Below are 13,867 nucleotides of genomic sequence, written 5' to 3' on the forward strand. Positions count from 1 at the left end.
AACAACTAACCGGATCCGTTTCCCTCCTCCCTGCCTTCTTCTCGCTCTCGCTTAATGCGATATTGCTCTTCCAGCCATTCTCTCCACTCGGCACTTTTGCGCTGGTGCTCGCTGTATGTTTCGGAGAACCCGTGGTTTCTGTCAGGACTGGCAACCATGTACAGGTAATCGTGATCTGTGGGGAAAAGAGCCGCCCTGATGGAACTTTTACTCGGGTTGGTAATGGGTCCCGGCGGCAGACCTGCATAAATGTAGGTGTTATACGGGTGTTCAACCTTATAATCTTGATACAGCAGCCTCCTCCGTTCGCCCACGGCATAATTAACGGTGGGGTCGGCCTGCAGCTTCATCCCCCTTTCCAGCCGGTTCCAATAAAGTCCGCTTATGGTATCCTTTTCACTTTCGACATTCGCCTCCCACTCTATGATGGAAGCCATCGTTATAATCTCATTGACCGACTTATCCAGTTCCTTAAACCGTTCCTCGTATTCAGTAATGATTTGATCTTCGAATGTGTCAAGTATTCGCATTATGACCTCTTCAGGGGTTGCGGTCCAGTAAAAATCGTAGGTAGCGGGATATAGCCGGCCGATAACCCGTTGAGTGTCCACCCCGGCCCGGGCTAAAAGAGAGGAGTCAGACAATGTTTGTTTGAGTGCGGTGGAGTCAAAACGAAAAGCTTCCGAGACCTTCCGTATGAATCTCGATTTAGGCTGACCCGCCAGAATGGTAACGCGCATCGGATCCTGAATTCCATTGCCGAGTTTAGATAATATTTCTTCGTACGATATTCCCTCCTGAAGCTGGTAACGACCCTCTTTGAAGGTACTCCAGTGAAGCGTTTGAAGAGCCCAGTTAAATTCTTCTTCGCTGCGAAGAATACCCTCTTCGTTCAATGTACGCACCAATCCTTTTCCATCTGTCTGCTCGGGCAGGTACAGCTCCACGGTATCCCCTGCAGCAAGGGCGGGTTTTTCATACAGGCGCGACCAGCGTGATTCAGCCACCAGAAAGGCAGCCGCAAGCCACACTAAAAGACCCAAAATAAGTTCGGTAACGGAAAAGAATCTGTTGGTCACGTATAAGAATCTTTCTATCTACGCTGTAATTTGGAAAGAAGGCGAAGTATTTCAATATACAACCACACCAGCGTAATCATGAGTCCAAAGGAAGCATACCATTCAAAGTACTTCGGGGCATTGGACCCGGCGCCTTTCTCGATCATGTCAAAATCGAGCACAAGGTTAAGCGCTGCAACCCCAACGATAATTAAGCTGAAGCCGATGCCCATAAGTCCATCGCCATGAATTAAACTGATATTAATGCCAAAGAAACTCAGTACAATACTTGCCAGGTAGACCAGAAATATACCCCCCGTGGCTGCTACAACACCCATTCTGAATTGCTGGGTAACCTTGATTAATCCCGACCGGTAAATCATTAACATAGCTGCAAATACACCGATCGTCAGCAACACGGCGTTAAAGACGATGCCGTTATACATGTTGGCGTACTGCAGGGAAATCCCTCCCAGGAACAACCCTTCCAATCCGGCATATACCGGGGCCGTTACGGGGGACCACTCTTTTTTAAAGATCGTAACCATGGCAACGATAAAACCTCCGATCGCTCCACCCCAAATAAACAATGGCAGGGGTTGGTACCAGCTGATGGAAGCACCCAGCAGCAGTATAAGAAATAAGGTGGCCGTTTTATTGATTGTTCCGCTGACGGTCATAGCCTCATCCCCGGAGACAGCCCGGCCGGCCTGTTGAAAAGTTTTTGCGGTAAGCGTAGGATTTCCTGTTCTCATAAGGATTGTTGTATTAAAATTTACGCGGAATATACCATCTGTTTACCATGAATAACAATTCTGGAGGACAAATATTTTATTTCAGGATTTATTGTAACTTTTTTGTTTTTAAATCGTAATAACTATTATAAAGCAATACTTTGGACGTTTCACAAGTCCAAAATGCCCTAAAGAATAAGCTCTCAACCCTGACCGGTTGAGAGCTTTTCTACTTTATAGCAGCCTTTCTCATTCTCATTTATCCAATCCCGACAGGTACTGTTGAGTTTGGAGAGAGAAAATCCAGGCGGGACTACCTCTCTATGCTCATCACCGGGATCCGGGAACGGTGTTTCCGTGGTGCCTGCGATCCTACCGGAAAGCTGTGCCTGCCTCCATAACCGACAGAAGCAGTTCAATGGGCCAGGCAAGTAAAAAAAACCTTCGCAAAACCGTTGTTCTGCCCAATCTCTACCTTTTCGTGATTTAGTCTGTAAGCGGCCGGACGGGATTATGGTTCATCGTCTCGGAAAAATATAAAGTCGGAAGCAACCCTGCATCCTTAAATCTTGTATAGTAAAGTACAGGGAAGTATAAAATGAGTGCAAAATGTAATCTACTCATTAAAAAACAATCGATCTTGATTAGGGAAATCATAAAGGGATGCCAAAAAAGGCATCGGTCAAGCCAGAAAAAGCTTTACAAGATGTACTATGCCTATGGCATGAGCATCACGTTGCGCTATGCCGATTCCAGGGATCAGGCGGCGGTCATTCTCAATGACGCTTTTATGAAAGTTTTTACGGGCATCGATCGCTACGACATGAAGCGTCCTTTTAAGCCCTGGTTGAGACAGATCATTATCAACACAGCCATTAATCACTTTCACAAACACGAAAACGAGCTGAAATTAGAACGCTTAGAAGCAGTACAAAATACAATGGAAAGCCGGGAAACGATCACCAGCAGTATTTCTTACGACGAAATCGTCGACATGGTTCAACAGCTTTCGCCTGCATACCGAACGGTCTTCAACCTGCATGTAATAGAGGGTTTTAAGCACAAAGAAATAGCTGAAATGCTTGATATCACTGTAGGCACCTCAAAATCAAACCTGTCTAAAGCTAAAAATAACTTACAGGCCATTCTTCAGAAAAATTTTATTTAACCCGTCATTATGCCTGACAGCAAGAACCATAACGAAGATCCGATTGAACATCTCTTCAGAAAGAAGGCTGAAGAATATGATATCTCGTACCGGGAAGAGGACTGGCTGAATCTCGAAAAACAGCTGGACCGGCGGGATCGCCAGCGTGCCGCCCGAAAAAAACGATGGATCATCGCGGCTGTCGTATTATTTCTCTTTTCTCTTTTGGGGTATGCCGTGTATCAAAACTACCAGGATATTAACAGGATAAACGAACAATTGAGCGACCAGCAGGCGGTAGAAACAGAACAGCAGGAACGCGGGGAAGAACTCCCAGACGAGCAACCGGATGCCGGGGAAAAGCAGGAGATTGATGAAAGGGAAGATGCCGGGGAGCGTTCCGAACCGCCATCCGGCAGCCCGGAAAACGAAACCGCAACACCGGACGATCCCCGGCCCTCTTTTGCGGGACAAGAAGACACCGGAGCGGCTGATGACGGGGAACGATATGAGAGCTCGCAAACACCCGGGCCGGGAGTATCCGATGAAGCCATTCCCCGGGTATCCGCCGGGGAGCTTTCCTGTGCGGTATGCCGACTCTCTGACTTCGGCTCTGGGAAAAAAGAACAAGCACACGTACAATTATCCCGCGCAACAAGCGCCCTGCCGGGAGCAATGGCTGCACGGGAAACATCTGCTACAGCCGATTTTTTCGGGGGACAAGACCGCAGACAACCCTCCCCTGCTGCTTCCAGGGCGTTTATCGGTCTTGCGGCGGGACCCGATCTGAGCACGGTCGGTGCCCTCTCTGATTTCGATCAGCCCGGCTACAACCTGGGATTACTATTCGAATACCGCTTGAGGTCAAATTTCAGCATCCGAGGGGGACTTATGCGAGCCTCGGTAAACTACGTAGCAGACGGGAGCGAGTACCACCCTCCAGGCGGATTTTGGTCATATGATACTGTACCGGACCAAACCTCTGCCCGATGTATCATTCTGGATATACCCGTGAGTTTAAAATACGAATTCTGGCAGTTGCAACGGTCCGGGTTCTATGCGACGGCAGGCTTTAACTCCTATATCATGCTCAACGAAGATTATCGCTTCGATTATGGCTATGAGCACTCCGATAGCGACCCGGTGCAGCAGTGGAGCGACAAAACGCGCACCCGCCACTGGATGAGCAATGCCACTATATCGGTCGGCTACGCCATTAACCTCAATCCCCGTCTAAGCCTTCAAGTCGAACCTTTTCTGAAGCTGCCGATGAGAGAAGTGGGCTGGGGCAACGTCAAACTGTATTCAATGGGCAGTTTTATCTCCCTGAACTATACTCTCTATTGAACAATCAACAGGCTAAAAATGGAATAACTTTGCTACTAACTTTATAACATCCAAAACTCAACTGTTATGAAATCCCACAATGGTATTATCAAATCTCTTCTTGTGTTTGTATTTATTGCGGCCCTGTCGGCCGGCTGCGGTGATAATAGCACCGATCCGGACCCCTCTTCCGATTTTGACGTACAACTTACCTCAACCTCCTCCCACGGTGAAGTGATAGCGGACGGGGACGGTAATGTGTTGTATCTGTTTACCCCGGATGTTGCAGGTGAGAGCCTCTGCGAGGGTACATGCATTGATAACTGGCCGGTCTTTAAGGTCGATACCGGTCAGTTAGCAGTGGGAAACGGCCTTCAGGAGAATCGTTTCGGTTCTGTTATGCGAACGGATGGCAACAGCCAAACCACTTATATGGGATGGCCCCTTTATTACTTTGACGGCGACGGGCAGCCCGGCTCCGTTAATGGCGACGGGCTCAATGACGTGTGGTACGTTGCCAATCCCAACTATTCGCTGATGATCGCAACCCAACAGCTGGTTGGTCAGGACGAGAACAACTACCGGGTCGATGATGAAGGCAACTATGTAGAGGGAGAAGAACAGACGTCTCATTTTGTCGACGTCGAAGGCAGAACCCTGTACATCTTTATCAATGACTCGGCTAATACCAACAATTACACTGACGAAGATTTCGGCAACAACGATACCTGGCCCATTTTCCACGTCGATGTAGAAGCGTTACCCAGCAAGATGAACGTAGAGCATTTTGGAGAAATAACCGTCCATGGAGAAGAGCAGCAACTCACCTATAAAGGCTGGCCGCTCTATTATTTCGGCCCGGATACCGAACGTGGAGATACCAGGGGCGTCAGTGTGCCCGCGCCCGGCGTTTGGCCGGTCGTACAGACGGATATATCCGCCGCGCCCGGTTACAGTTCGGACCCCGGCAACGGTGATGGTGATGGTGATGGCGATGACGATGACGATCCTGACCCCGGCTATTAAATAAATGAGGAAATATCTTTGAAATCCAAACCGGTCTTTACATATCAACGGTCTCAATCTGTTTGCAGCGCGGACATCCGGGAACAAGAAGACTCTTCCCCGGATCATTCATCAGCTCCGCCCTCTTGCAATAGCAACCTGATCGCAACCGATCACTACTAATACCTGTCAATAGTTAATGTGTATACCCCAAACCAAAATAACCCGTTATGAAACCAACAACAGATATTCCCCGACCCAAAAGCACTTTCCTGCTGAAGCAACGCAAGCTGCTTTTAACCCTTCTGTGCTCATTCGGACTCCTGCTGACCTCTTGCGGCGACAGCAGTACCGGTCCCGGCAACGGGAACGGTAACGGAAATGACAACGGGAACGGCGAGCCTCCTGAGGCTACCTTTGCCAACGTCCAGGAAATATTTACCGATAATTGCGGGAACTGTCACATCGGGCAAGCACAAAACGGTGTCCGTCTGGACGGCTACGACAACATCATGAACAGCAATGGTCAGCAGTATGAGGGACCTGTTGTGGTGGAGGGGGAACCGGACAATAGCCCCCTTGTCGACAAAATTGAAGAGAATCCCGATGAGGGCGAGCGTATGCCTCTGAACGGTACTCCCCTTACTGAGGATGAGATATCGCTTATCCGCGACTGGATAGACGACGGCGCCCAGGATAATTAAGACCGAAATGACAGCTATGCAATACGGATCCGGAGTAACAGGAAAAACTGGAATTTGGCTTCTGGTCATCGTCGGCGTTATTTTGCTTGGAATGCCTGAAGAAGGCTGCGGACAGGTGTACTTCACAAAAAAAGGGCACGCCGAGTTTGATTCATCCGTGCCGCTGCACACCTTTACGGGCAGATCGGACCAGCTGGTGGGTAAAATCAGTCTGGCCGATTCGACCGTCGATTTCTACCTCGATGTGCATACCATAAAAACCGGAATTTCAAAACGGGATAAAGATATGCTCGAAACGCTTGAAGCTGAGCAGCATCCTTTTGCAGAGTTTTTTGGGAAGCTGACCTCCCCTTTCGATCCGGATTCTGCGAGCCCTCAGGACGTTACGGTAGAAGGTGACTTCAGCGTGCACGGGGTGACGAATCATGTCTCCATTGACGGCACACTTCAAAAATCGGAAGAAGGACTAGAAGTAACCGCTTCGTGGACCCTCAATATGGAAAATCATGACATTGAACCCCCGGGTATTCTCTTCTACCGGGTGAGTGAGGAAATTCCCATATCCATATCGGCCACTTTACCCCCGCAGTCATCCAATTAATATTAAGGGTACCCCCTCGCTGCCGGGTACTATTCTATTGCTGGCGATTTCCGTTTCCAATCGTATTCTTGGCCTCTCGAAAAGCTCCCACGCTGCGTTATGACAGGTAAGCAAGCATCTATTCCACTTCATTGAATGCTATTTCCCAGAGCAGGTCCACCCATGCTTTCTCATAATCCGAACTATCGTTCACAAATCCCGCTCTCCACGCCTTTCCCGAGACGGTCGCCGGAAAGCTGATTAATCATATAATCCGTCCATAAACCTGCAACTTGTCAATACATTACCATCATAAATTTTTCCGGATAAGGTATTGCAACAGATTGACTTAAATACTAAGTTTGTTTATATATGAGATGTGGCTTTTCAAAATCTGTGTGCCATTCTTGATCCTTTGGGCGGATCAGGGCGATATCAGAAGCACCCATATTCTCTTTTTATTATTAGCTTTACATACATGTAAAGACATGTACATTAAGGATGAGGCCGGTATGGTATTGTATGATTTTGGCAGAGTCTTTTCAAAATAATTATGTACATAGCGTGTCCGTACATGTGTACGAAACATCAAACAGAATTAGGTCATTCAGGATTAAACAATTATTATTGAAGGATGGAAAAATCTGAGGTAACGCAGCTATTAATCCGTCTTAAAAAGGGAGAGAACGGTATTTATGACCAACTCTATCCCCTTATTTACGAGGAGATGAAAAAATTAGCTTATGTGCAGATGAGTAAACAGTCTCCGGATCATACGTTGTCCAAGACTGAATTGGTTCATGAAACCTATCTCAAAATGATTGATCAGACGCAGCTTGACTTCAAGGACAAGAGTCATTTTCTGGCTATCTCTTCCCGTTGCATGCGCCAAATTCTCATTGACTATGCTCGTAAAAAAAATGCAAAAAAGCGGGGCGGAAAAAAGAAAGACCTGACCTTTATTGATGAGCTTTTTGAAGGTCAGGATAAAAAGGCCCAGGAACTTATTGATATCGATGCGGCACTCAATGAACTGGAAAAATTAAATGAACGTCTCAGCAAGGTCGTGGAGATGCGGTTTTTCGGGGAAATGACCATTCGGGAAACGGCTGAGGCCCTGAATATATCTGAAAGCACCGTAAAGAGAGACTGGATGAAAGCAAGAGGTTGGCTTTATAAAGAACTAAAGGGGCATTTTGAGGTTAAATGAGCCATCTATCGCATATATTACGTATATCCAATATGGAGGATGGGGCCTGTATACCCAGCCTTTTGATACTTCGGCTGTATTAAATAGTGGTCTCCCAGTTGGCAGGAGCAAGCAAACGTAATCTGCATTTCCCATTCCCGATCATGGGATTAACGCTATGCTATACCTCCTTTTTCCAGGATGCTTCACGATTTCGGAAGGCAGGCGAGACTCCGTACATGTTAAGCTGTCATCGTTCTCAGGCTGAAACTACCAACCCGTCGCTTTGGGCGGATTAAAAAATAAAACTTCATGACTGACCTCAACTGGGAAAAAGTTGAAACCATTATTGACGAGGTATTGGAGCTGCCCGAAGAAAAGCGCAGTATCTTTATAAAAGAACAGTGCGGGGACAATCCGAAGCTCAAAGGAGAAGTGACCTCCCTGTTAGAGTCTATTTTTCATTCAGAAGGGTGGCTTGATAATCCTCAGGATTACAAACAGGACTTCTACAAAGAAATATCCACGGATATGGAAGTACTCTCTCCCGGCCCCTCCCTCATAGGACAATCCGTCGGTTCCTACACCATCAAAGAAAAAATTGGGGAGGGCGGAATGGGGTCGGTTTACCTCGCTGAGCGCAGAGACGGACAGTTTGAGCATCGTGTTGCTATAAAGATTATTCAGCACGGAAAGGCCACCAGGGAAAATATCCGCCGGTTTCAGCGAGAGCGTAATATTCTGGCGGGACTCAACCACCCGGGAATTGCCAAACTTTTCGACGGGGGCGTTACCGAAGACGGATATCCCTACCTGATTATGGAATATGTGGAGGGTATTCCCATAGACCGGTATTGCCGAAAGCACAACAACTCAACGGAACAAAAAGTACTCCTGTTTCAACAGGTGCTTGAGGCGGTTCGTCATGCCCATGAAAATTTAGTCATTCACCGCGACCTCAAACCGGGCAACATCCTGGTTGACGGCAAAGGCAATGTAAAGATCCTGGATTTTGGTATATCCAAGCTGCTGGAGGAAAATGAAGATGAAACAGCTGCCACCCTTACCCACACCGGTGCACGGCTGCTGACGCCCAGGTATGCAGCTCCGGAACAGATTACGCAGTCGAATATTACAACAGCTACCGATCTCTATGCCCTCGGTATCATCTTTTACAAACTGCTGTCCGGCGCAGATCCCTTTGATATGGATCGACTTTCCCGTTACGAGATGGAGCAAACGATACTGAAACAGGAACCATCCAAACCCAGTACCCGGGTTTCCGCTCACTCTCTCGAAAAACAGCTGAAAGGCGACCTCGATGCAATAACGTTAAAGTCGATCCGCAAAGAGCCCGACCAGCGCTACCGGGTAGCCAACGAGTTTCTGGAGGACCTGCATAACTTTCAACAGGGATTGCCGGTTTCGGCCCACGCCGACACTTTTAAATATCGCAGCAGAAAGTTTTTTTCACGTCACAAGATTAGTATCGCTACCCTGACAGCTTTCCTGCTTCTGCTTGTCAGCTTTACCATACTGCATACCTCTCGCATAACAGAAGAGAGAAACAGCGCCCAAATGGAAGCGGAACGGGCAACAGAAATTAAAAATCTTTTTAATGACATTCTGCAGCAACAGGATCCCTTCTCGCAACCCGACCGGAACATAACGCTGGCCGAAGTTCTTGACCGGGGTGAAGAAGATATTCGACAAAGCCTGAATGGCCAGCCCGGGGTTAAGGCAGAGCTGCTGGGCCTGCTGGGCGAAAACTATGTTTCTCTCGGTGATTTTGACAAAGGCGAAGAATTGTTGAGTGACGCCCTCGCCCTCTACTCCTCGTCGCAATCCGAAAGTGCCCAGCAAACCTATATCAGCAATCTCGGAAGAATCGGGAGGGTCTATTACCGCACGGGACGGTTTCAAAAGGCGGAAGCCTCGTTTATGGAGGCTCTGCAACTTGTCAAATACGAATACGGGGAGGACACCCGCTATGCGGCTCCTTTCTATGGATCGCTGGCCTCTATTTACAGGGAGCAGGGCCAGCTGCTTAAAACAGAAGAGTATTATAAAAGAGCTATTGACCTGGCCGATTCTACGGAAAAAAAATCACTTGCAGTGTCACTGGGTAATTTAGCCATTGCGTATCGGGACCAGGGAGAATTTGAAAAAGCCATTGACCTGCACAAACAAAGCATGAAACTCGAACAGGAAGTTAATGATACCCTGCACCCTGATATAGCCAGCGCTCATAACAACCTGGCATTTACCTACCAGCAGATGGGTAATTATCCCAAAGCTGATTCGCTGCATCAAATAGCACTGGAAATGCGCCGGCAGCTTTTTCCGCCGGACCACCATCATATTGCTTCTTCTCTTGTTCGGTTGGGCTTACTCAAAATTAAACAGCTTCATACCCGGGAGGCTGAGTCGCTGCTGAAAGAAGGATATGAAATTCTGAGCCAGAAGCTGCCTAAAGACCACTGGCAGGTCATAAGTGCCAGGGGTGGCCTGGCTGTCAGCCGGGCGATGCAGGGTAACTTTGAGAAAAATATACCCGTCGTAGAGCAGGCCTATGAAAAATTTTGCGAAAAGTTTGGCGACCGGGATTGGCGAAGCCGGGAAGCAGCCTCGGCCCTCTCCAATCTATACCAATTATGGGGGAAACCGGAGAAAGCCGAATATTATTTGGCAAGACATTAACGACTGCCCTTATTCACTAAAATCATACTCAAAATCGGGAGGTTAACATCCATGGGTGAAGAAAATTGGGAAAAAATAGAAACGATTATCGACCGTGTTCTTGAACTGCCCAAAAGCCAGCGAGATATCTTTATCAATGAGCAATGTAAAGGGGATAAAGAGCTTAAAAGTGAAGTAACAATGCTGCTGGAATCCATTTTCGATTCCGAGGGTTGGCTGGACGACCCGAAGGAATATAAAGAAGAATTTTACAACGATATATCCGACGACATAAAAGAGCTATCCTCCGAACACGCTCTCATTGGCCGCCAAGTGGGTTCCTATACCATCAAAGAGCAGATAGGCCAGGGCGGTATGGGTGCTGTGTTTCTCGCTCAGCGATCAGATGATTCCTTTGATCACCGGGTCGCTATTAAGATTATACGACAGGAACGCGCTACCCAATCCAATATCCACCGTTTTGAACAGGAGCAGCGGATTTTAGCCCAGCTAAACCATCCGGGCATTGCACAACTCTATGACGGGGGTATCACGGTCGATGGCTTTCCCTATATTATCATGGAGTACGTGGACGGCACGCCCATGGACGAATACTGTCGATTGAATGCATGCTCCATCGATGAGGTCATACATGTCTTTATGCAAGTACTGGAGGCCGTGCGTTATGCCCATGAAAACCTGGTTATTCACCGCGACCTTAAACCTGACAATATCCTGATCAACGACTCCGGTAGCATTAAAATCCTGGATTTTGGCATCTCCAAGCTGCTGGAAGAAGAGGAAAAGAGCCCGACTCGACGTACCCAGGAGGCCCGTTTGTTAACCCCCCGCTATGCTGCGCCAGAACAAATCCGCCAGGACCCGGTTAAAACATCCACAGATGTTTATGCGCTGGGAGTTGTCTTATACGAGCTGTTAGCGGGTACCGGACCCTTTACCTTTAACGATAGCTCCCATTATGCGATTGAGCAAACCATCCTAAAGAAAGAGCCGCCAAAACCCAGCTCCAAAGCAGCGGACGGCGCCATTCAAAAAAAACTGGAAGGCGATTTGGATGCGATTGTTCTCAAGGCGATACGCAAAGATCCGGACGACCGGTACCGGGGGATCACAGAGTTTTTGGATGATCTATATAACTATCAGCATGACTTGCCGGTGCGCGCACAAAAAGGAACGGCCACCTACCGTTTATCCAAATTTTTTAAACGTAACAAAAAGGGTCTGGCTATTACTGCGGGCATCGTCCTGTTACTTATGAGCCTTACCAGTTTTTATACCTGGCGCATTGCCCAGGAACGCGACCATGCTCAACTCCAGGCCGATCGCGCTGAGGAAATCACCAACTTTTTAGTATCCATATTGCAGCTTAACAATCCCAGCGAGAATGTAGGCGAAGATATTACTGTCAGTGAAGCCATGCTTCGGGGCATCGATTATGTTGAGGAACAAGAGATGTCAGCCTTTAACCGGGCTACGATTCTGGGCACGATTGGTTCCATCCAGATCAATACGGGAGATATTGAGGAGGCGGGCCTCTCGCTTGAAAAGGGAATGGCGTTTGTTATGGATTCACTGTCAGAGCAAAGCGAGAAGACGCTCGCTATAGGTACAAAATACGCTGAATGGCACGAGGATGTGGGAAATACCCGGGAAGCGGAACGCTATTATCATCTGACGGATTCTCTTTTCCGGACCCATCAGTTGACAAACAGCTTGAAATTTTACGCACACCAGCTCAACTACAGCGATTTTCTGCTGGAAACCGGTCAATATGAAAAGGCCCTGCAAGTCCTTTCTCAATCGGAACAAGACCTTAACAATACTGCTGGAAAAGACCGGTCACTTATTGACCTACAGGCCGACATGTATAATAACAGGGGACGTGCTTATAAAAATATGGGTGAAAATCAGAAAGCTCTTGACAATTTGGACAAGGCCCTGAACCTGAAACAAGAAATCTACGGTGAAAATAACCCGAAAATAGGAAGACTCTACCATAACATGGGGGTTGTATATGGGACGATAAGAGACTTCAAACAAGCGAAAAAAATGGCTGAACAAGCCTACGAGATACGCGTTCAGACGTTGGGACCCGAGCACCAGCTTGTGGGATCGACCCTGCACCTGCTGGGAAATATTGCTTTCGAACTGGAAAATTACGAGCAAGCGTTTGAGTACAACAGGAAATCCATCGAAATCAACAAACAGAAACACGGGCCCCAACACTTCCGATATGCCCTTGCCCTCCGGGAATACGCCAAAACGCTGTCAGCTACCGGCCGCTTTGAAAAAGCCCAACAACAAATTGATCAGGCCATTGCAATTATTGGCAACAACTACGGAGAGAACCATCCATACTACGGCTATATGACAAATACCTATGCCTCTATCTACGAACAGGTCGAAGATTACTCGCAGGCAATGGAATATGGACAGCAAACCATATCAATCTTTGAAAAAAATCTCGGCGCCCAACACCCAAATCTTGGCGAAGTTTTCTGCACCCAGGGCAAGTATGCTCTCAAACGTAATAAGTACCAGCAGGCCGACAGTTTATTAACGGCTGGATTAGAAATCCTTGAACTCCATTTCGATCGTGACAACCCCCTGATTACAGAGGCAGACTCTCTTCTCAAAGTAACGAAGGCCAATCTCCCGTAAAAAAGAAGCTTTACCGATTCGGATATCTCACTCCCGGGCGATAAGGGTGAAGGAACCATGGCGATCTCCCGCATACGAAGTATTTAAGCTCCACTAAAGCTATGACAGGGCGAGTCCGTCTATTTTAGCTTCATTTTATTTTTTTTAAATATACCGGTTTATGCTAATAATTGAACGATTACCTTATCCGGCATAACTTTTTTAGGATGTAAAAGCTTGGCTGCCCGTACCATTTCACATCTTTACCCGGCTCACATACTCAAGGGAATAATACGTATACTTAGATCCCATAGAGGACAGAACCAAAATTCAAAAACGCTGCTCCTAATACTGTTTGTTATAAATAATTTTTACCTATTCCAATGAGAAAATATACCCATCCGACCAGTACTATTGGACTTGATTACCTAGATCTTCAGAAAAATGACAAGACACTGTGGAATCTGACTCCGCCTGAGCTTTATGAAGAAGCTATTAAAAATGGAGAGGCCGTCTTAACCAACGACTATGCCCTCCGTGTACTTACCGGTAAATATACCGGTCGATCACCCACAGACCGGTTCATTGTAGATCAGTCCTCTATTCACGACGATATGGACTGGGGAGAAATTAACAGGCCTATCGGACAGGATATCTATGATAAGCTTTTTGCAAAAGTAACGGATTACCTCGGGGACAAAAAAATATACGTAAAGGACTGCTATGCAGGGGCCGATCAAAAGTACCAACTCCAGGTCCGGGTAGTCAGCGAAGTGGCTTACCA

At 47.4% G+C, this 13,867-nt stretch carries 11 protein-coding genes; 9 read left to right on the top strand and 2 right to left on the bottom strand.

The genetic code is table 11. From position 1 onward, the window contains the following. Positions 1–5 precede the first annotated feature (5 nt). Positions 6–1,079, bottom strand: a complete 1,074-nt coding sequence (gene mltG, locus ACESLU_RS05880) for an endolytic transglycosylase MltG (RefSeq protein WP_372636477.1) — start codon at positions 1,077–1,079, stop codon at positions 6–8. 14 nt (positions 1,080–1,093) lie between these two features. Next, positions 1,094–1,813, bottom strand: coding sequence for a Bax inhibitor-1/YccA family protein (locus ACESLU_RS05885; RefSeq protein WP_372636480.1), 720 nt, complete (start codon positions 1,811–1,813; stop codon positions 1,094–1,096). Between the two features lie 685 nt (positions 1,814–2,498). On the opposite strand from ACESLU_RS05885, the gene ACESLU_RS05890 reads away from it, so the two are divergent. The 9 genes from ACESLU_RS05890 to ACESLU_RS05930 form a co-directional block, all read left to right on the top strand. After that, positions 2,499–2,960 (top strand): RNA polymerase sigma factor, encoded by a 462-nt coding sequence (locus ACESLU_RS05890; protein ID WP_372636483.1) that lies wholly within the window; start codon positions 2,499–2,501, stop codon positions 2,958–2,960. A 9-nt stretch (positions 2,961–2,969) separates the two neighbouring features. Then, a complete protein-coding gene (locus ACESLU_RS05895) occupies positions 2,970–4,286 on the top strand; it encodes an outer membrane beta-barrel protein (RefSeq protein WP_372636486.1) in 1,317 nt (438 codons plus the stop codon). Between the two features lie 66 nt (positions 4,287–4,352). Further along, positions 4,353–5,291 carry a hypothetical protein gene (locus ACESLU_RS05900; protein WP_372636488.1) on the top strand — a complete coding sequence of 313 codons (939 nt, stop codon included), beginning with the start codon at positions 4,353–4,355 and terminating at the stop codon, positions 5,289–5,291. Between the two features lie 209 nt (positions 5,292–5,500). Further along, entirely contained in the window at positions 5,501–5,974 is a 474-nt protein-coding gene (locus ACESLU_RS05905; RefSeq protein WP_372636491.1) for a c-type cytochrome domain-containing protein, read from the top strand. Positions 5,975–5,990: 16 nt separating this feature from the next. Further along, entirely contained in the window at positions 5,991–6,575 is a 585-nt protein-coding gene (locus tag ACESLU_RS05910) for a YceI family protein (RefSeq protein WP_372636494.1), read from the top strand. Between the two features lie 613 nt (positions 6,576–7,188). Beyond that, on the top strand, positions 7,189–7,764 hold the full coding sequence (locus tag ACESLU_RS05915; protein WP_372636496.1) for a sigma-70 family RNA polymerase sigma factor: 576 nt from the start codon (positions 7,189–7,191) through the stop codon (positions 7,762–7,764). A gap of 291 nt (positions 7,765–8,055) precedes the next feature. Beyond that, positions 8,056–10,443 carry a tetratricopeptide repeat protein gene (locus tag ACESLU_RS05920; protein ID WP_372636499.1) on the top strand — a complete coding sequence of 796 codons (2,388 nt, stop codon included), beginning with the start codon at positions 8,056–8,058 and terminating at the stop codon, positions 10,441–10,443. A gap of 51 nt (positions 10,444–10,494) precedes the next feature. Continuing rightward, positions 10,495–13,104, top strand: coding sequence for a tetratricopeptide repeat protein (locus ACESLU_RS05925; RefSeq protein ID WP_372636502.1), 2,610 nt, complete (start codon positions 10,495–10,497; stop codon positions 13,102–13,104). Between the two features lie 362 nt (positions 13,105–13,466). Next, on the top strand, positions 13,467–13,867 hold a 401-nt coding region (locus ACESLU_RS05930), incomplete at its 3' end, for a phosphoenolpyruvate carboxykinase (ATP) (protein WP_372636504.1).

The organism is Fodinibius sp. (assembly GCF_041642155.1).
GTDB lineage: Bacteria > Bacteroidota > Rhodothermia > Balneolales > Balneolaceae > Fodinibius.